The organism is Nocardiopsis oceani (assembly GCF_054777395.1).
Genome location: NZ_BAAHAR010000017.1, coordinates 61,036 through 80,049, shown reverse-complemented (window position 1 = coordinate 80,049; position 19,014 = coordinate 61,036). Strand labels below are relative to the sequence as shown.

At 68.3% G+C, this 19,014-nt stretch carries 15 protein-coding genes; 6 read left to right on the top strand and 9 right to left on the bottom strand.

The window, feature by feature from the left end:
* Positions 1-53: 53 nt before the first annotated feature.
* The 6 genes from ACYVDG_RS11965 to ACYVDG_RS11940 form a co-directional block, all read right to left on the bottom strand.
* On the bottom strand, positions 54-836 hold the full coding sequence (locus ACYVDG_RS11965) for a fumarylacetoacetate hydrolase family protein (RefSeq protein ID WP_460749686.1): 783 nt from the start codon (positions 834-836) through the stop codon (positions 54-56).
* Between the two features lie 117 nt (positions 837-953).
* A complete protein-coding gene (locus ACYVDG_RS11960) occupies positions 954-1,604 on the bottom strand; it encodes a GntR family transcriptional regulator (RefSeq protein ID WP_460749683.1) in 651 nt (216 codons plus the stop codon).
* Between the two features lie 43 nt (positions 1,605-1,647).
* Positions 1,648-2,691, bottom strand: a complete 1,044-nt coding sequence (locus tag ACYVDG_RS11955) for a dipeptidase (protein WP_460749680.1) — start codon at positions 2,689-2,691, stop codon at positions 1,648-1,650.
* Between the two features lie 11 nt (positions 2,692-2,702).
* A complete protein-coding gene (locus ACYVDG_RS11950; protein WP_460749676.1) occupies positions 2,703-3,860 on the bottom strand; it encodes an ABC transporter ATP-binding protein in 1,158 nt (385 codons plus the stop codon).
* Between the two features lie 61 nt (positions 3,861-3,921).
* On the bottom strand, positions 3,922-5,664 hold the full coding sequence (locus ACYVDG_RS11945) for an ABC transporter permease (RefSeq protein ID WP_460749673.1): 1,743 nt from the start codon (positions 5,662-5,664) through the stop codon (positions 3,922-3,924).
* Between the two features lie 40 nt (positions 5,665-5,704).
* A complete protein-coding gene (locus tag ACYVDG_RS11940) occupies positions 5,705-6,796 on the bottom strand; it encodes an ABC transporter substrate-binding protein (protein ID WP_460749670.1) in 1,092 nt (363 codons plus the stop codon).
* Between the two features lie 298 nt (positions 6,797-7,094).
* Here ACYVDG_RS11940 and ACYVDG_RS11935 point away from each other — a divergent pair, with 298 nt between their 5' ends.
* On the top strand, positions 7,095-7,979 hold the full coding sequence (locus tag ACYVDG_RS11935) for an NAD(P)-dependent oxidoreductase (RefSeq protein WP_460749667.1): 885 nt from the start codon (positions 7,095-7,097) through the stop codon (positions 7,977-7,979).
* 36 nt (positions 7,980-8,015) lie between these two features.
* On the opposite strand, the gene ACYVDG_RS11930 is transcribed toward ACYVDG_RS11935, so the two are convergent.
* The 3 genes from ACYVDG_RS11930 to ACYVDG_RS11920 are packed head-to-tail and all read right to left on the bottom strand — an operon-like array spanning position 8,016 to position 11,390.
* A complete protein-coding gene (locus ACYVDG_RS11930) occupies positions 8,016-8,897 on the bottom strand; it encodes a crotonase/enoyl-CoA hydratase family protein (protein WP_460749664.1) in 882 nt (293 codons plus the stop codon).
* Positions 8,894-10,066 (bottom strand): acyl-CoA dehydrogenase family protein, encoded by a 1,173-nt coding sequence (locus ACYVDG_RS11925; protein ID WP_460749661.1) that lies wholly within the window; start codon positions 10,064-10,066, stop codon positions 8,894-8,896. Before ACYVDG_RS11925 ends, ACYVDG_RS11930 begins: the two co-directional genes overlap by 4 nt.
* Positions 10,067-10,112: 46 nt before the next feature.
* Positions 10,113-11,390 (bottom strand): acyl-CoA dehydrogenase family protein, encoded by a 1,278-nt coding sequence (locus ACYVDG_RS11920; protein WP_460749658.1) that lies wholly within the window; start codon positions 11,388-11,390, stop codon positions 10,113-10,115.
* A 190-nt stretch (positions 11,391-11,580) separates the two neighbouring features.
* Between ACYVDG_RS11920 and ACYVDG_RS11915 the strand changes: the two genes are divergently transcribed.
* The 5 genes from ACYVDG_RS11915 to ACYVDG_RS11895 all read left to right on the top strand — a co-directional run bounded on the left by ACYVDG_RS11915 (position 11,581) and on the right by ACYVDG_RS11895 (position 18,660).
* Positions 11,581-12,264: a TetR/AcrR family transcriptional regulator gene (locus tag ACYVDG_RS11915; protein ID WP_460749655.1), complete on the top strand. Its 684-nt coding sequence runs from the start codon at positions 11,581-11,583 to the stop codon at positions 12,262-12,264.
* 240 nt (positions 12,265-12,504) lie between these two features.
* Positions 12,505-14,073 (top strand): acyl-CoA synthetase, encoded by a 1,569-nt coding sequence (locus tag ACYVDG_RS11910; protein WP_460749653.1) that lies wholly within the window; start codon positions 12,505-12,507, stop codon positions 14,071-14,073.
* A gap of 425 nt (positions 14,074-14,498) precedes the next feature.
* Complete coding sequence (locus ACYVDG_RS11905) at positions 14,499-15,485, top strand: Dyp-type peroxidase (RefSeq protein WP_460749650.1); 987 nt, start codon at positions 14,499-14,501, stop codon at positions 15,483-15,485.
* Positions 15,486-15,490: 5 nt separating this feature from the next.
* The gene (locus tag ACYVDG_RS11900) at positions 15,491-16,123 is read left to right on the top strand and encodes a DUF1345 domain-containing protein (protein WP_460749645.1); all 633 of its coding nucleotides are present in this window, start codon (positions 15,491-15,493) and stop codon (positions 16,121-16,123) included.
* 77 nt (positions 16,124-16,200) lie between these two features.
* Positions 16,201-18,660 carry a hypothetical protein gene (locus tag ACYVDG_RS11895; RefSeq protein WP_460749642.1) on the top strand — a complete coding sequence of 820 codons (2,460 nt, stop codon included), beginning with the start codon at positions 16,201-16,203 and terminating at the stop codon, positions 18,658-18,660.
* Positions 18,661-19,014 lie beyond the last annotated feature (354 nt).

Genomic DNA, 19,014 nt, shown 5'->3' with positions numbered 1-19,014 from the left:
CGACCCGCCCTTTCAGGTGGAGTCGTTCGACGGCGACCGCGGGGCCGACCGTCTCAGGCCCTGGACCGCTCATCCGCCCGCACGACCGTATTGGTCAGTTCACCGAGCCCTTCCACGGCCACGGTGATCTTGGCCCCGGGCTCGACCGGAGCCACGCCCTCGGGGGTACCGGTCATGACCAGGTCACCTGGTTCCAGACGGGTGAAGCGGGTGATGTACTCGATGAGGTAAGGGATGTCGAAGATGAAATTCTTGGTACGGCCGAGCTGCCGCACCTCGCCGTCGACCCGGCAGCTCACCTCCACGTCGCGGGGATCGTAGTCCGTTTCGACCCAGGGACCGATCGGGCAGAACGTGTCGAACCCCTTGCCGCGCGTCCACTGGCCCCCGGGGTCCGACTTCTGGATGTCGCGTGCGGTCACGTCGCTGCCGCAGGTGTAACCGCCGATGACGGAGTAGGCCTCGGCGGCCGGTACCTGGAAGGCGGACCGGCCGATCACGAGGACCAGTTCCGCTTCGGGATCGACCCGGTTGGACTCCGCCGGGTAGGCGATCTCGGCGTTGGGGCCGATCACGGACGAGGGCGGTTTGAGGAACAGCAGCGGCGCCTCCGGCACATCGTTGCCGAACTCCTCGGCGTGCGCTTTGTAGTTTCGCCCGATGCAGACGATAGACGAGGGTTTGACCGGCGGTAGCAAGCTCACGTCACCGACACTTCCGACCGTGTGTGTCGGGGTCAGGTCCACGAACGGCTCGCCCGAGGCCGCCACGACGTTGTCGCCATCCAGAATGCCCCACTCAGCCGCATTTCCCGATCGGTATCTGATGATCTTCAACTTCTTCTCCTCAACTTCTTTTTGGGCGCGCCACACGCACCCGTCCGCATACTTCCGGCGATCGGACTTGACGCAATAAGGTTGATGTCTGACGTTCCCGATCGGGTTCAGGGCCCCCTATCCATCGTAGGAATCGTCCAGGAGTTTCTCGACCGATTGGCCGACTGAACGCTTGTGTGCCATAGCAAGATCAGCTGCTCGCGAGGCGTCCCTGGCCTTCAGGGCGTCCATGATCTCCTCGTGTTCGTCCTGGGACTGCGCGAGCCTCTCAGGGACCATCCGGAAAACCCGCTGGAACCCTGAGTGGCGCTGCCATATATCCATGGTCAATTGGTAGAGGAGTTCGTTCCCACTGGCCTCGACGATGGTCTCGTGGAATCGATGGTTGATCTCTGAGAACTTCGCGCCGTCCTGGTTCACGACTGCCGCGCGCATCTGGACCATGAGCTCCTCCAGGTCCTCCAGGCGTTCATCGGTGATGTTCTCGGCCGCCAGGCCGGTGGCGATACTCTCCAAATGCCCGCGGACGAAGTAGGTCTCCCGGATCTCCCTGTCGGTCAGTGTCGTCACACGCGCACCGCGGAAGGCCGCGATCTCGACCAGCCCGTCGCGTTCGAGCATGCGCAGGGCTTCACGTACGGGGATGTCACTGGTCTCGTAGTGGTTCGAGATCTCACGCAGGACCAGCCGTGCCCCCGGGGCGATATCGTTGCTGAGAATCCGCTCCCTCAGAGACCGGTAGATACTCTGTGACTTCAGTCCTGACATCCGTGCTTTCCCATCTCGTTCGCCAATGGTGGTTCCGCTGGTTCTAGTCGAGTACCTCGCGGAGCAGTCGCGCGAAGTTACCCCCGAGAATCGCGGCCACTTCGGGTATCCCGTACCCTCGCTCCAGCATCCGACTTGCCAGTGCGGGTAGTTCGTCGATCTCGTTGAACCCGTCGAGTTGTTCGCGTTTGCGCGGAAACCGCTGTTCCCTCGCTGGTCGAGGGCCGTCATTGGTGGGGAAGTCGGCCCCGAGGCCGACGTGCTCGACACCCATGACGTCCACCATGTGCGAGATATGGTCAACCAGCCGGTCGATGGTCGGATGTTCCGGGTCGACATAGGCCGGCAGGCAGTGGACCCCCACCACGCCCCCGCAGCCGGCGACGGCGCGCAACTGGGCATCGCTCAGGTTCCGGGGGTGGTCGTACACGGCTCTGGCATTGGCGTGCGTCACCGCGACCGGCGCCTCGGACAGCTCCACCGCGTGCCAGAAGCCCGGCTCCGCGATGTGGGCCAGGTCCACGAGCATCCGCAGCCGGTTCATCTCACGCACCACGTCGGCGCCGAAGCGGGTGAGTCCGCCCCCCGTCCGCCGTTCCAGGACCCCGTCGGCCAGGTCGTTGCGGACGTTCCAGGTCAGTTGGGCGGAGCGCACGCCCAGACGGTGCAGGGTCCGCAACGACGCGAGGTCGCCTTCCAGCGGGGCGCCCCCTTCGAGGTGGAGGACGAACCGCACGGTCCCGTCCGGCTGTTCCGGCAGTTCCGAGGCCGTGCGCAGGATCTCCGCCTCGACATCGGCGTCCTCCAGCGCCCGGGTCAGCGCATCGATGTTCTGCAACGTCGCGAACAAAGGGCGGTCGGTGCCGTTGGAATGGGCGATGGTGTCGCCACCGATGGCGTAGAAGGTCAGGTCGACTGCGGCTCCGCGGAGCCGGTTGTACAACCGCTCCTTCACGGGGTTGACCTCGCCCAAGTTGAGGTGGTGGATCTGTTCGTAGCAGTCACGGTGCCCTTCGACGACCACCGATTCCGCGACGATGTCGCGTGCTCGCCCGTCAACCGCGGGCACATTCTTCACCTGGGGCATCGCTGCGTCCTTCATGAGGTCACGCTCGAACTCTGTCTGGCCGCGCGCTGCGAGGGTACGGCGGCGCCCGACTTGAGTGAGCGGTAGAGGTTGGTCTGTTCGGGGCTCAGCACCACCCACACCTCGTCCCCGACCGTCAGGTCGGTGTAGCCAGAGACCTGGATCTGCAGCTCCTGCCCGGCTACGTCGACGGTCGCCAGGGTGATGCTTCCCAACAGGCTGGCGTGGGTCACCGCGGCGTGGAACGGGGTGGCGCCCTCCGGTGCCGGCGCGTGCGCGCCGGTGACGACGTGGAAGGACTCCGGCCGGATCGCCACGGTGACCAGCTCTCCCGCGTCGATGTCCGGGACCGCGCCCTCGTCGGGCACCCGGAACTCGCCCAGGGCCTCGGCCTCGACCGTCACGAAACCTTCGCCGACGCCGGTCACTTGAGCATCCACGAAGTTGGCCAGGCCCATGAAGTTGGCGACTGTCACACTGGCCGGCCGGTAGTAGATCTGCCACGGAGGAGCGAACTGCTCCACGTTTCCCAGCTCGAGCACGGCGATCCGGTCCGACATGCTCAAGGCCTCGCTCTGGTCGTGGGTGACGTAGACGAAGGTCACCCCGGTCTTGCGCTGGATCTCCTGGAGCTCGGTGCGCATGTGGTCGCGGAGTTTGGCGTCGAGGTTGGAGAGCGGCTCGTCGAGCAGGAGGATGTTGGGAGAGGTGACCAATGACCGCGCCAGAGCCACGCGCTGTTGCTGGCCACCGCTCAACTCGTTGGGAAAGCGTTCCTCCATCCCGGTGAGACCGACCGTCTCCAGTACATGGGACACCCGTTCGTTCCGCTCCTTCTTGGGGACGCCTTTCATCTTCAACCCGTAGCTGACGTTGTTGAAGACGCTCTTGTGCGGCCAGAGGGCGTAGTTCTGGAACACCATTCCCATGCCGCGGTCCTGAGGGCCCACGGCCCACCCCGGCCCGGAGAGTGTCTGACCGTCTACCGAGATCGTCCCCTCGTCGGGCTCCTGGAACCCGGCGATCATTCTGAGTGTCGTGGTCTTTCCGCAGCCGCTCGGTCCCAGCAGCGTGACGAATTCTCCGTCGCGCACGGACAGTGAGACCTCACGTACCGCGGTGTGGTCCGCGAAACGCTTTGTCACGCGGTCGAGCTCGATTCCTGCCATTAGTGGCTCACCTTTCCACGGACTTCCGGTCGGAGTCGCCGATTGGGATTCAGGTGACGGTTCACACGATCTTCCCCACCTTTCCGCCGGCGAGTCGGCGTGCGATCGCGAGCAGGCCAAGTGAGACCACGACCATCAGCATCGAAAGCGCGGCGACGTGTTCGAAATGGCCTTCTTCGGCCCGTTGGTAGATAGCCACCGCCACGGTCTCCGTTCCCGCGCTGAACAGCAGAATCGTGGCGCTGAGTTCTTGGACGGACTGGATGAACACCAGTGACCACCCGGCCAGGAGGCCTCCCTTCATCAGCGGAACGGTGATGTCGGCCAGACTTCGGGCCTTTGAAGCCCCGCTGATCCAGGCCGCCTCTTCCAGTGCTGGGTCCTGCTGCTGGATGGCGCTGTCGGCCGAACGCACCGCGAGGGGGATAAAGCGGGTGAGGTAGGCGATCAACAGGATGAGCATCGTCCCGTACACGGGGAACGGGAGGGTGATCCACGCCATAACGAGGCCGACGGCGAGCACGATCCCGGGCAGCCCGAGGGGGATCATCCCGAGGTAGTCCAAGGACGCGGCGCCTGGGGGACGCGCGCGCCGGGTGATGTAGGCGATCACCGCCCCGAGGAAACAGCAGATGGTGGCCGCGACCAGTCCCAGGACGATGCTGTTCGTGAAGGCGCGTTGGGTCAGCCCGAGGTCGAAGAGCACATAGCTGTAGTTCGAGAGCGTCAGGTTGTCCAACCCGAACCCGTGCGCCCAAGCTCGACTCACTGAAACCCACGCGAGCACGCCCATGGGCAGGTACACGGCGAAGAAGAGGAGGCTGTGGCAGGCAAGGAACGAGGGCCATTTCCACTTGCCCAGATCCACCAGCTCAGGCCGGGAGCCCTTTCCGCCGACCGTGACGTAGGACTTGCGGTTGACCAGCCACCGCTGGAGCGCCAACGCGAGGACCGTGAGCAGCACAAGGGCCATGGCCAGCGCTGAAGCGCCCCCGTAGTCCGGCGGGAAACTGAACATCGAGTAGATACGGGTGGGCAGGGTGTAGACCTGCACCGGTAGGCCCAACAAGGCGTGCGAGCCGAACAGCGAGATGCTGTGGATGAAGACCAGCAGCGTCGACCCGAGCAGCGCCGGCGTCACCAGGGGCCAGGTGACGGTGGCCAGGATGCGCCACCGTTTGGCGCCGAGTATGCGCGCCGACTGCTCGAGGCTGCTGTCGACGGAATCGAGCGCCGTGGCCGTCAGATAGACCACGTAGGGGAACACGTTGAACGTCGTCACCAGGGTGATGCCGCCCAGGCTGAAGATGTTGAACGGGCCCGACTCCATCCCCGTCACGGCCACTACCAGCTGGTTGAGCCACCCCGCGCGGGGTCCGGCCAGCATCGTGTAGGCGATGGCCCCGATGTAGGCGGGGGTCATGTAGGCGACCGCCACCATCACCAGCAGCAGGGCCCGGCCGGGCAGGTTGGTGCGGCTGATGAACCACGCCAGCGGTACACCCATGACGAGGCTGAGCACGCAGGCGCCGAACCCGATCAGCAGGGTGTTGATGAGCGCCTGGTACAGCCCGGGTTCCTGGAGGACCCGCAGATAGTTGGCGAGCGTGAGCTGGTCGTCGTCGGAGAGGAAACTGCCCAGCAACAACCATCCGAGCGGCAGCACCACCAGGATCACCAGGACCCCGCTGGCAAACAACATGAGGACGCTGGAGAAGCTCGGGCCGCGCTTGGGCGGTTTTGGGGGAGTAACGTCGGCGGGGTCGTCGGGCGGTCCAGTGGTTAGTCGTGTGTCGACAGACATACGCCTCCTCTACGTACCGATGGTCCGTCGGGGGCGCTTACTAGCTTTCCGCGTCCTCGGAGTCGTCTTCGGTCTCCGCGTCGATGATCTGGTTCCACTGGTCGCGGACGTCCTCCACCTCGGCGGACAGCCAGTCGTAGTCGATCTCCAGTTCGTTGATGTCGTCGCGGTCGGGCTGGCCCTCCGGGGCCGGCATGTCCTCCCTCGCCGCGTAGTTGCCTTCGTCGATCATCAGTTCCTGCACGTCGTCGGTGAGCAGGTAGTCGGCCAGCAGCTTGCCCGCGTTGGGGTTGGGCGCCTCGGCCACCACGGCACTCGGCGCCGCGACCATGTAGACGCCGTCCTCGGGGAAGACCCACTCGACCGGTTCGCCTGCGTCCTTGGCGTCACTGACATAGGTGCTGTTCAGGAAAGCCGCGACATCGACCTCGCCCACGGTGAGCGACTCCATGAGCTGGTTGTTGCCCCGGGCGATGAACGGGCTGAGGTCGGCGAAGTCCTCGTACCACTCCCAGCCCATGTCCTGGGAGATCCCCGCGGCCACGGTCATGACCCCGGAACTGAAGTTGGGGTTGACGTGGCCGGTGATACCGCTGAAGCGGTCGTCGAGCAGGTCGTCCCAGCCCTCGGGTGGATCGTCCACACGGTCGGTGCGGTAGGCCATCACCATCGCGTTGACGCGGGTGGCCGTCCAGTGCCCTTCCGGGTCGCGTGCTGACTCGGGTAGGTCGTCGAAGTGACGCGGCTCGAACCGCAGGAGGTCGCCCTCATCGCGGAGGGTCGTGAACGCGGCGGGGTCGGAGACCGTGAGGACGTCGTTCTGTATCTGTCCGGCATCGGCTTCCAGGAGGTACCGCTGCAGCATGTCCTCGCCACCCGACCTCTGGACCATGACCGGGATGCCGTACTCCTCCTCGAACATCGACCCGATCTGCTCGGCGCGCTCACTCGGCACCGATGTGTACCAGGTGACCTCGCCTTCCGACTCGGCGGCTTCCACCAACTCCTGGAGATCCTGGTCGTCGTCCACTGTTTCGGGACCTACGTTCGTGTCACCACCGTCCTGGCCTCCGCAAGCGGAGAGAAGGAGGACGACGGCTGCTATCGGAGCGATGGGGATTCGCGGTCTCATGACTTGACCTCCGGGGGTTCGGATCTCTGGCAGCGCTGGACTTCAGAGCTCCCCTGGGGAGACCACGCCTGCCTCAAGTGTGTCCAACACAACCTGTGATTCAGCTCACGGGGAGAATATGTGATATGAAATTGGCCGTCAATACTCCCGCAACTTCTCTCCGGACAACCCCAGCACCTTGACCTTGACTTAAGTTGAGGTATTAGCGTTCGTCGGCATGAGGTTCGGGCTGTGGGCACCTCCCGCAGCGTGGACTTCAAGAAGCATCGAGATGTGTGCGTACCGACGGGAGAGAAGCATGACCAACACAAAGCCCGGCCCCACCCCGGTCACCGTGCTCGGTCTGGGTGACATGGGATCCGCGATCGCCCGTGCCCTGGTGGACCGGGGCCATCCCACGACGGTGTGGAACCGCACCGCAAGCCGGAGCGCGCCCTTGGTGGAGGCCGGGGCCTCGGAGGCGGACTCGGCCGCGGACGCGGTGCGGGCCAGTCCGCTGGTGGTGCTGTGCGTCCTCGACTACCAAGCGGTGGAGGAAGTGCTGGCCGCGGTCGGCGGCGCCGCCTCTGGACGGGCCCTGGTGAACGTCACCAGCGGCTCTCCCGAGCAGGCACGCGCGGTCCAGCGCTGGGCGGAAGAGCACGGCGCCGAGTACCTGGACGGCGGCGTGATGGGAGACCCGCCGGATATCGGCACGGGCGAAGCGCTGTTCCCCTTCAGCGGCTCCCGTGCGGCCTTCGAGGCCCACGAGGAGACTCTGCGCGGACTCGGCGCCCCCACGTACTACGGCTCCGACGCCGGGCTGGCGTCCGTGGAGTTCATGGCGCAGGTGTCCATCGCGTACGAACTCCTCATCGGCTTCCTGCACACTCTCCGCCTGGTGCGGAAGGAAGGGGTGGACCCGGCGGAGTTCGCCGCCCGCGCCGCCGAAACCGTCGCCATGTACCCGCCCGTGCTGAAGGCGATCGGCGAGGCCGTCCGGGACGGGGAGTACCCGCCGGACCTGGGACCCCTGTCGGTACAGGCCGCGCTGATGGGCGACCTCATCGACCACCGAAACGCCCTCGGCGTGGACACGGCGCGGATGCGCGAGGTACGGGAGCTCATGGACCAGCGCGTCGCCGACGGCCACGGCGACCAGGGTTTCTCCAGTCTGATCGAACTCCTGGACAAGAAGGAGTGACACCAGTCCGGAGCAGGCTGTGTGCGCTGAAGGCGGTCAGCAGTCCTCGGGGCGTTCGGGCCAGTCGGGGAGGACGTCTTGGTACTCGTCGATCCGGCCGGGGAACCGGGGCGGACGCTTCTCCAAGAAGGACACCACTCCCTCGGCGGCCTCGGCGCCGCCGCCGAGGCGGTGGATCACCCGGGAGTCCATCCGGTGCGCGTCCCAAGGGCCGTCCGCGCCCAGCATCGACCACAGCATCCGGCGGGAGAGCGCCACCGACACCGCCGAGGTGTTCTCGACGATCTCGCGAGCGATCCCGCGGGCCGCGGCGAGAAGCCCGTCGGCGGGTTCGATCCGGGAGACCAGCCCTCCGGCCAGGGCCTCCTCCGCGTCGAAGACCCGCCCGGTGGCCACCCACTCCATCGCCTGCGAGATCCCGACGACCCGGGGCAGGAACCAGCTGGAGGCGGCCTCGGGGGCCAGGCCCCGGCGGGTGAACACGAACCCGAACCGGGCTCCGTCCGCCGCGATCCGGATGTCGGCGGGCAGGATCATCGTGGCGCCCACCCCAGCGGCGGCGCCGTTGACCGCCACGATCACCGGTTTGAGCGAGGCCGCCACGCGTAGCGCGAGCACCCCGCCGCCGTCGCGGGGCACCCCGTCCACGGTCTCGGCGTCCACCGCCGAACCCGGGTGCTCCTCGTCGGCCGTGTCGAAGGTGCTGGCGCCCCGGCCGAGGTCGGCGCCGGCGCAGAACCCGCGCCCGGAACCGGTCAGCACGACCACCCGGACGGCGTCGTCGGTGTCGGTGGCGTCGAAGGCCGCGATGAGTTCGGCCGCCATCGTGGCGGTGAGCGCGTTCAGTTTCTCGGGCCGGTTCAGGGTGACGGTGGCGATGCCGTCGGCCACCTCGTAGCGGATCTCTCGATAGCTCATCCGGCCGCCCCCGCGGCCTCGGTGCTCTGGGGATCGGTGGGCGGGGGCAGGAGCCGGTCCGCGAGGACGCGGGCGGCGTCGGCGGGGTCCCCGAGGAGTAGTTCCAGGGTCTTGGCCCTCTTGTAGTAGAGGTGGGCGTCGTGCTCCCAGGTGAAACCGACGCCGCCCAGCACCTCGATGGTGCGGGCGGCGGTGCGGAACGCGGCGCTGGGCACCGAGAACCGGGCGTGGGCGGCGGCCACGGGGAGTTCGTCGGGTGCGTGGTCGGCGGCCCACGCGGCGTACCGGACCGTGGACTCGGACAGTTCCATATCCACGCGGGAGTCGACGCACAGGTGCTTGACCGCTTGGTAGGAGCCGATGTAGCGGCCGAACTGCACCCGGACCTTGGCGTACTCGACCGCGGTCTCCAACGCGCGGGCCAGCACACCCAGGGCTTCGGCGGCTACCGCCACAGAGGCCAGGTCCCGGACCCGGGACAGGACGGCGCGGGCGTCGGGGGTGGTCAGGCGCCGTGCCGGTGCGGCGTCGAACCCGATCCGGGCGAAGGCGCGGGTGGGATCCAGGGGTTCGAGTCCGGTGCGGGTCAGCCCCTCGGCTCCCGAGTCCACCAGGAAGACACCCGGGCCGTCGGGGGTGTGGGCGAAGACCAGGAGGACGTCGGCCCCGGCACCGTCCAGGACGGTCTCCTTGCGTCCGGTGAGCGTCCACCCCGACCCGTCCGCGGCGGAGTCGGCGGTGGGTACGGCGCGGGTGCGGAGCCCTTCGGTGTCCCACCGGCCGTCCTCGGTGACGGCGACGGCGGCGCGCAGCGTTCCGGAGGCGATGCCGGGCAGGAGGTCGGCTCGGGCCCGCTCGTCCGCCAGGCCAGTGAGGGTGTCGACCGCCAGCACCGCGGAGGACAGGTAGGGGACGGGGGCCAGGGACCGGCCGAGCTCCTCCAGGACCACGGCGCGTTCCACGTGTCCGGCACCTGATCCCCCGTAGTCCTCGGGCACGGTCAGCCCCACCAGGTCGAGCCCTTCGGCCGTGCGGCGCCACAGCTCGGCCACGGGTCCGTGGTCTCCGTCCGCCACCGCGTGGAGCGCGTCGGCGGGCGCCGCCTCCCGGAGGAAGGCTCGCACAGCGGCGCGGAGGTCTTCCTGTTCCTGTTCGAGGACCAACTGCATGGGGGCTCCCGGTGTCTGGGCTGGTCGGGGCGGAAGGCCGTCCGGATTACTCGGTTTCGGTCTGGGTGCCGACCCGAAGTGCGCGGAAGGGCACGTCCCGGTCGACGGAGGGCTCCTTGGGCAGCCCGAGGACGCGCTCACCGATGATGTTGCGCTGGATTTCGTTGGTGCCCCCGGCGATCGAGCCGGAGGGGGCGGCGTTGACCGCGAGTGCACGTTCGGCCGCGCCCTCGTCGTCACCGTTCCACGCGAGCGCGGCGGGGCCCGCCACGTCACCGGCGGTCTCGACCGCCAGGGCGTCGTTGAGCGCCCCGACCAGTTTGGCCACCGAACCGCGTGCGCCGGGCGGCCGTCCCGCGTCGGCCTCCTGGCGCAGCCGCTGGGTGAACAGGTTCAGCCCGCGCTGCTGCGCGTACAGGCGGGCCAGGCGTTCGCGCACCGCCGGGTTCCGGTCGACGCCGCGTTCGCGGGCGAGTTCGGCGAGCGCAGGAAAGGCGAGCGCGTCGGCGCGGCGGGTGGCCATGCCGCCGATGAAGACCCGTTCGTGGCCGAGCATCGTCACGGCGGCGGTCCACCCCTGGTCCACCTCACCGATGACGCTGTCGCTCGGCAGGCGCACCGAGTCGAAGAAGACCTCGTTGAACACGGACCGCCCGGTCATGTCGCGCAGCGGGCGCACGGTCACCCCCGGGGCGCGCATGTCCACGACGAACATGGTGAGCCCCCGGTGTTTGGGCACGTCGGGGTCGGTGCGGACCAGGACCGCGCCGAAGTCGGCGATCTGGGCTCCGGTGGTCCACACCTTCTGGCCGTCCAGGATCCAGCCGTCCGAGTTCCGGACCGCCCGGCTCTGGAGGCTGGCCACGTCCGAGCCCGCTCCGGGTTCGGAGAAGAGCTGGCACCAGATCTCCTCGCCGCGGAGCAGAGGGCGCAGGTAGCGGTGTTTCTGCTCTTCGGTACCCAGGTCCGCGAGGGTCGGTCCGCACATGCCCAGGCCCACGATGAACGGGACGACCGGCGGGGAGAAATCTCGGAGTGCGTCGTTGAAGACCTGTTGGTAGGCCTGGCCCAGCCCCTGCCCGCCGTACTCGGTGGGCCAGGTGATCCCCGCGAAACCGGCGTCGTGAAGGGCCGCTTGGAAGTCGCGGGAGAGCGCGAGCTCCTCCTCGGGGGTCCGGGGAACGGCGGGGGCCGCGTCCTCCGGGAGGTTCTCGGCGAGCCACTCCCGGGCCCGGGCCTGGAAGGCCTCCGGTGTCTGCGCTGCCGCTGGTCCGCCGCCCATCGCGTCCGCCCTGTCGTCGTCGCGGGTTCGTACCGTCGTCAACCGGAGTCGACGCCTGGGCCAGAAGCTATCTAACGATCGATAGGTTATCAAGGCTCCTTCGCCCACTTTCCCTGCCGCGAACACGGCCATTGCGCGCTCCCCCTTAAACGATCGCTATACGGCTCCGACCCCTTCGGTGCTAACCTGGCAGGATGCACACCCCCGCTCACCCTGCGGAAAGGCTGGCGACATGGTGACGAGGCGGCGCGAGCCCTCGGACCACCCCTCGACGGAGGGGCAGGACCGCCCGAGCTCCCTCCCCCAGGCCATTCTGAACAGCTCCCGAGCGGCTTTCGAGGAGAACGGCTACCACGGCACCTCCGTGCGCGACATCGCCCGGCGGGTGGGTGTGACAGTGCCGACGCTCTACTACCACTTCGAGAACAAGCAGGCGATCCTGGTCGAGCTGCTCACCTCGCTGATGGAGGTCATCCTGGCGCGCTGCAGGGTCGCGTTGGCCGAGGCGGGCCGGGACCCGGTCGACCGGTTCGCGGCGCTGGTCCGGTGCCTGGTCCTGTCCCTGGCCGAACCGGGGCGCCCGGGCACGCTCGACGCGGAGATGCGGGGCCTGGAGCCAGAGAACCGCGCCAAGTACGTCGCCCTGCGCGACCAGCTGGAGGAGGAGCTCAACCGGGTCATCGACGAGGGGGTGGCCCGAGGGGTGTTCACCACGCCCTACACGCGTGAGGCGGGCCGGGCCGTACTGGCCATGTGCCAAGCACTGCCGCGCTGGTTCGACCCGGAGGGCGAGCTGGACTCGTCAGAGGTGGCCCGACGGTACGTGGCGCTGGCCCTGGGCATGGTGGGCCACCGCCCCACGGGCCGCGGCCGCAGGAAGGCCCGGCAGCTGGTCGAGAGCGGCCCCGCGGACTGAGCACCTCCCGCACCTGGCCGCCTATCGATCGCTCGTTGTGCCCGCCCCCGGTCGGCCCGCAGCGCGATCCCGTCGTTCCTTCCAGCCACGCCACGACCACGCCCGGCCCATGTCAGCGCCTCTTGACGCCCTGTGGCGCGCGTCATACAGTCCGTGCCTAGCGATCGATAGATACACAGACTCCTGTCCGTATCAGCATCGGGTCGGCTGCGGACCCGAAGGCACCCGCGAGGAGCCCACGTGCACCCAAGCGCCCATGCCGAACACTCCCCCGACAAGCCCGCAGCCGTCCAGGCTGAGACCGGAGAGGTCCTCACCTACGGCGCTCTGGCCGAGAACTCCCTGCGCCTGGCGCGCTACCTGTACGACCGGGGCCTGCGCCCCGACGACCACATCGCCCTGCTGACGGACAACACCCTGCGCGCCTTCGAGGTCCACTGGGCCGCCCTCAGCTCGGGCCTGCACATCACCGCCGTCAACCGGCACCTGACCCCGGCCGAGGTCAGCTACATCGTCAACGACTGCGGCGCCAAGGCCCTCATCGTCTCTGCTCGGCTGGACGACCTGGTCCGGCGGCTCGACGTCCCCGCGGTCGGCATCCGCCTCGTCTACGGAGCCGCACCCGAGGACGCCGTACCCGAGGGGTACACCCCCTACGACAAGGCCCTGTCCGAGGCCTCCACCGAACCCCTGCCCGACCTGCCCCGCGGCACCGACATGCTGTACTCCTCCGGGACCACCGGCCTCCCCAAGGGGATCCGCAAACCGCTCCCCGGCGGACCGGTCGACGAACTCCCCGTGACCGCGGAGAGCATCACCGCCCTCATGGGTTTCGACCACGACACCGTCTACCTGTCCCCCGCGCCGATCTACCACGCGGCGCCGCTGCGCTTCAGCGAGGCGGTCCATTCCTTGGGCGGCACCGTCGTGCTGATGGAGCGCTTCGACGCCGAGGGGGCGTTGGCCGCGATCGAGGGCCACCGTGTCACCCACAGCCAGTGGGTGCCCACCATGTTCGTGCGGATGCTCAAGCTCGACCGACGCGTACGCGAGTCCTACGACCTGTCCAGCCAGCGGGTCGCCATCCACGCCGCCGCGCCCTGCCCAGTCGACGTCAAGCGGGCGATGATCGACTGGTGGGGGCCGATCGTCAACGAGTACTACTCCTCGACCGAGGGCAACGGGCTGACCTTCATCGCCTCCGAGGAGTGGCTGGAGCGGCCGGGTTCGGTGGGGCGGAGCCTGCTCGGCGACGTGCACGTGTGCGACGAGCTGGGTGCCGAGCTGCCCGTCGGCGAGGTCGGCGTCGTCTACTTCGCCCGGGACGAACCCGCGTTCAGTTACCACAACGCGCCCGAGAAGACCGCGCGGGCCCAGCACCCCGACCATCCGGACTGGACCACCACCGGCGACATGGGCTACCTGGACGGGGACGGCTACCTGTTCCTCACCGACCGCACGGACTTCATGATCATCTCCGGCGGGGTGAACATCTACCCCCAGGAGATTGAAGGATCTCTGGCGCTGCACCCCCGGGTACTGGACGTGGCGGTGATCGGCGTGCCCGACCCGGAGATGGGCGAGTCGGTCAAGGCGGTCGTCCAGACGCCGCCCGGTGTGGCGGGCGACCCAGAACTCGCCGCCGAGCTCAGCTCCCACCTGCGCGAACGCATCGCCGGCTACAAAGTGCCCCGCTCCTTCGACTTCGTCGACGAACTTCCCCGCACCCCCAGCGGCAAGCTTCTCAAACACCAGCTCCGCAAGAGGTACACCGCACCCGAGGCTCGCTCCGGTCGCGCAGCTCGGTGACCGTGTGCTCGGCGAAGACGTCCCGGTCGACGCGCTGAGACCACTTCCTCCCGTCCGACATGACGGCGCCACTCGCCCGATTCGACGCATTCGCCGCGATACAAATTCACCCGGACTGAAAACCGGGATCACTATGCCCGCGCTTGACCCCATCGTTTCCCTGAATTTCCCCGATAGCACCAGACCGACTCAGGGTTGGCTGGCACTGACCCCGCCAGCATAGGATCAGCACCGCTGTTTACCAGCGAACATGCGATCGATCATCGACACACCGGCGCAGCGAATAATGGTCGTGTCCGACCGAAAGAAGCAGCGTTGGTGGTCAGAGGACAATGGCGGGGAAACTGTTAATCTGAGCCCGCCGATCCGTCGGTTGCTGCGGTCGGTGCCGAACAGGAGATCCGAAAACGGGCGGAGGAACGCGCATGGCCCGCGAAGCCACACCACAGGAGATTCCGGTACGGCCCGCAAAGGCGGCGCTCTTCCTGGTCGTGACGGTGCGCCCTGGAGCGGAGGCCGCGATCCTGGACCTCCTGGCCGACATCGCCGGACTCAAGCGCGCCGTGGGGTTCCGCCTCCCGGATGCCCTGCTGAACTGCGCCGTCGGCATCGGCTCCCAGCTGTGGGACCGGCTCTACGACGGGCCGCGCCCGGCCGGGCTCCACCCGTTCCGGGAGCTGGTAGGCGGCGAGCACACAGCGGTGGCCACCCCGGGCGACCTGCTGTTCCACGTGAGAGCAGAGCGGACGGACCTGTGCTTCGAGCTGGCCCGCCAGATCACTCACCGGTTGGAAGGGCGCGCCGACGTCGTCGACGAGGTCCACGGGTTCCGGTACTTCGACGAACGGGACCTGCTGGGGTTCGTCGACGGCACTGAAAACCCCGAGGGCGCGAAAGCGGTGGCGGCCACACGCGTCGCCGAGGAGGATCCGGCCTTCGCGGGCGGCAGTTACGTCATCGTGCAGAAGTACCTGCACGACCTGAAGGCCTGGGACGCGCTGCCGGTCGAGGAGCAGGAGAAGGTGATCGGCCGCCACAAACTCAGCGACATCGAGCTGCCGGACGAGGACAAGCCCTCGAACTCCCACGTCACGGCGAACACGGTCACCGACGCCGACGGCAACGAGCTCAAGATCGTGCGGGAGAACATGCCGTTCGGCTCGGTGGGCGCCAAGGAGTTCGGCACGTACTTCATCGGTTACGCCGCGGACCCCGAGGTGATCGAGCGGATGCTGCGGAACATGTTCCTCGGCGACCCGCCCGGCAACCACGACCGGATCCTGGATTTCTCGACGGCGGTCACCGGCGGCCTGTTCCACGTACCCACCGCGGACTTCCTCGAAGACCCGTCCGCTGCCCGCACCACGAACGGGAACGGCGGGGCCGGTGGGAACGGCGGGACCGGCAGGTGAGGGGGATGGTCCGCGGGGTTCCGGCCAACGCGACCGTCCGGCTCTGGCTGGCGATCGCCCTCGGCGTACTGGTTGGGCTGGGCCTCGGCTGGTTGTGGAACGCCGCCCTGGGCGTGCTGGCGGGGATCACCGCGGCCGCCCTGTGCTTCGTCCTCATCGGAGTGATCGCGCTCTGGCCGATGAGCCCCGAGGACACGCGGCGCAACGCCCGCCGTGAGGACTACCGGCCGGTGGTCGAGGAGCTGTCCGTGGTGGCGGCGACCCTGGGCAGCCTGGTCGGCATCGTGCTTCTGCTCATGCTGAGCCACTCCGGGGACCACCAGCACCCCGCGGCGGTGTTCGGACTGGCCGGGGTCTTCATAAACTGGGCGGTGCTGCACATGATGTACACGGCCCGCTACGCCCACCTGTACTTCGGCGAACCCGCGGGCGGGATCGACTTCAACACCCAGCTGCCGCCGTCCTACCAGGACTTCTTCAGCTTCAACATCGGCATGACGTACGCGGTGTCCGACACCAATGTCTCCCACGCGCGGATCCGAGCGGTCGTGCTACGCCACTCGCTGCTGTCCTTCGTCTTCGGGACGGTCATCCTCGCCGCCACCATCAACCTCGTCGCCGGGATCGTCACCTCCTGAGTCCCCACCCCGGGCGTGGGCGGGAATGTGACGCCCAGTAGTCTTCCGTCGCACAATTGACGGAAACGGGGCACTCGATGGACAGGCCGGACTGCGACGGTACGGCGGCGAATGGTGACGGCACGGATGCGGACGGCACCGAGCGGGACGGGAACGGGCCACAGGAGAACGGACGGGACGAGAGCCGGTCCGAGTCGCTGCCGGCGGAAACCCCGGAGGGCTCAGAAACGGAGACCCCTTCGGAGCAGGCCCCGGGCGACCTGGTCCTGCGGTTCGAGCGGCGTCCCCTGCTCGTCCGAGTGTTGGCGACCTACGCCCGGCGGCTGTGGGCCCTTCTGGTGGTGGCAGCGCTGCCCGCGGCCCCGGTGGTGCTGCTGAGCCAGGTGCTGCTGGTGGCGCCCGCCCGCGACGGGGTCTACCTCAACGGGATCCTGGAGTCGGCCACCGAGCCGCTGACCGCGCCGACGCTGATCACCGCCGGGATCCTCTTGGTACTCGGCTTGGGCGTCGCGCCGATCACTCTCGGCGGAGCCACCCTGCTGGGCGCCGCCGCGCTGCTGGGCCGCCGGATCTCACCTCGCCAGGCCTGGCGAGAGGCGCTACGCCGGTACTTCACGGTGCTGACCTGGCTCCTGCTTCTGATCACGCTGCTGGTGGGCTACCTGGCACTGTTCCTGTGGGCGCTGTTCTCGGAGTGGCCACCGGTGTTTACCGGCATCGTCCTGCTCCTGATCCTGGCGGTGCCGCTGGTGCCGTTGACGGTGTCCCTCCCGCTGGCCCTGTTGGAGGGGCACGGCCCGTTCCGCGCCTTCGTGGAGGCCTGGCGGCTGGCGCGTCAGCGGTTCGGAACCCACCTGCTCCTGGTCGGCCTCTCCTACGGTGTGTCGGCGCTGGCCGGGACGGGCCTCGAGCGGGCCCTGATCAGCTGGACCGACCTGGCCGAGGGCGCACCCGCGCTCTCAGCCATCACCTTGGCGGCCGGAGTGCTGGTGGCTCCGTTGTCACTGCTGCTGGCGTGCGCGCCCGTGGTCTACTCGGGTGTGGGCAACCCGTTCGTCGAACCCGTGGCCTCGCGCTACGACGAGCGGGGCAAGCTGGTCCCGGTATCGCAGGAGGAGGCCGGTTTCCCGGATCGCGGCCCCGCGCGCGACCTGGACCTGGTGCGGGTCGGTGCGCAGCTGCCCGAGCCGCCGACCTCCCCGTCCGGCCGCGACTCCGACTCGGTGTTCGGCGGTCCCCGAGTGCTGGTGGTCCCCGCCCTGGTCCTGGCCGTGTTCGGCCCCCCGCTGCTGGGTCCGGGCCTGCTGGCCGCCAACCCGTTCGGCCTGCCCGAGATGGCCGCTCACCCGGTGCGCAGCCTCAGCGGGGACGAGCTCTCGGTGGACATCGACCCCGCGGACGAGGCGGTGGTCGGTATCGCGTCGACCAGCGTGGACGTGGAGTTGTGCGATCCCGAGTGCCGTAACGTCCACGAAGGCGATCACACCTGGAAGGGCAGCGGCGTGTGGACCGGAGACGGCGGCGTGATGTGGACCGTGTGGCGGGAACTCGAGCACGTGGACGGCCCCGAGGAGGAGCGGTACGACCCCCATCCGGAATCCGGTCTCTACCTGCGCTCCTGTGCGGACGCCAAGGACTGCGCGGAACCCGATGAGGAGGTTCAGGTCCGCCAGTACATGGACAGCCAGCACGATTCCTCGTCGGCGGTCACACCTCTCGCCGACGGCCGACTGCTGATCGCCACCTACGTGCGCCGCTACGATCCGCCCGAACTCGAGAGCACCCTGGAGGAGGATCGCGGCGGGCTGCGGCTGCACGTGTGCGAGGACGCGTCCTGCTCCGAGCAGGAGGTGGTCCTGTTCCCACCGGAGATGACCGCAGGCGGGTTCCTCACCGACGGCGACTTCCTGACCCCCGCCGCCTCCCCCGGTGGTGGGTACGCTGTCGCCGTGACGGACACGGTCCGAGGGACCCTGTCCGTAGTGGCCTGCGAAGAGGAAGCGTGCACCGACCCCGAGGTCGCCGAGATCCGTGCGTCCCAGTTCCGCTCCGAGCACGAAAGCCGATTGCGGGGCCGCTTCGGGGCACGCATCGAATACCGGGAAGACGGCACCCCGGCCATCGCCTACCGGAACCCGCAGGGCGGGCGGGCCCACCTGGTGGACTGCCACGACGCGCTGTGCACGGAGTTCACCGATACCGCTGTCACCGGCCCCGGCTGGGCCCGACCAGCGCCGGGACTGGCGATCGACTCCCAGGACCGCGCCCACCTGCTCACCCCGGACTTCACCGAGGAACGGCTGGCTCTGCTCACCTGCCTGGACCGCGAGTGTTCGGAGACGGAAAGTACCGCGCTGGTCGAACTCACCGGCTCGGAGCCGTCTCAGACCGCCCTGGTCCTGGACGACCAGGACCGCCCGCACATGGTCTGGGGTCATGGGGAGGCACGTACACGCTTCATGGGCGGCACCGACTTCGAGTCAGAGGCGGAGTACCTGCGCTGCGACGAACCCCTCTGCGGCGCTCCGGTCACTTAGCGGGCTGGGGGTCCTTAGCGGGTTGGGAGTCCTTAGCGGGTTGGGGTTCTCGTCTGTCGCGCTTGTCTGCTGAGATCTCAGGTTCCCTCGCTTGTCTGCCTCGCCTATCCGCCTCGCTTGTCTGTGTGTCGGTCGGCTGTGCAGGTCGGCTGTGCAGGTCGGCTGTGTAAGTCGGCTCGGAGTTGGGTGAGAGTTTCCTGTTAGGTGCGGGTTTCCCCGTTTCCTGCCGCCCGATGGTGGCCGTCTCCGCTGCGCGCCTCAAGGTCGTCGCCATCGAGCGCTTCGCGCGTCAACGGCGCTCCACCTTGACCCGCTTCGCTACGACGGCGGGTTGGCGGCTGTCAGGAACGGGGG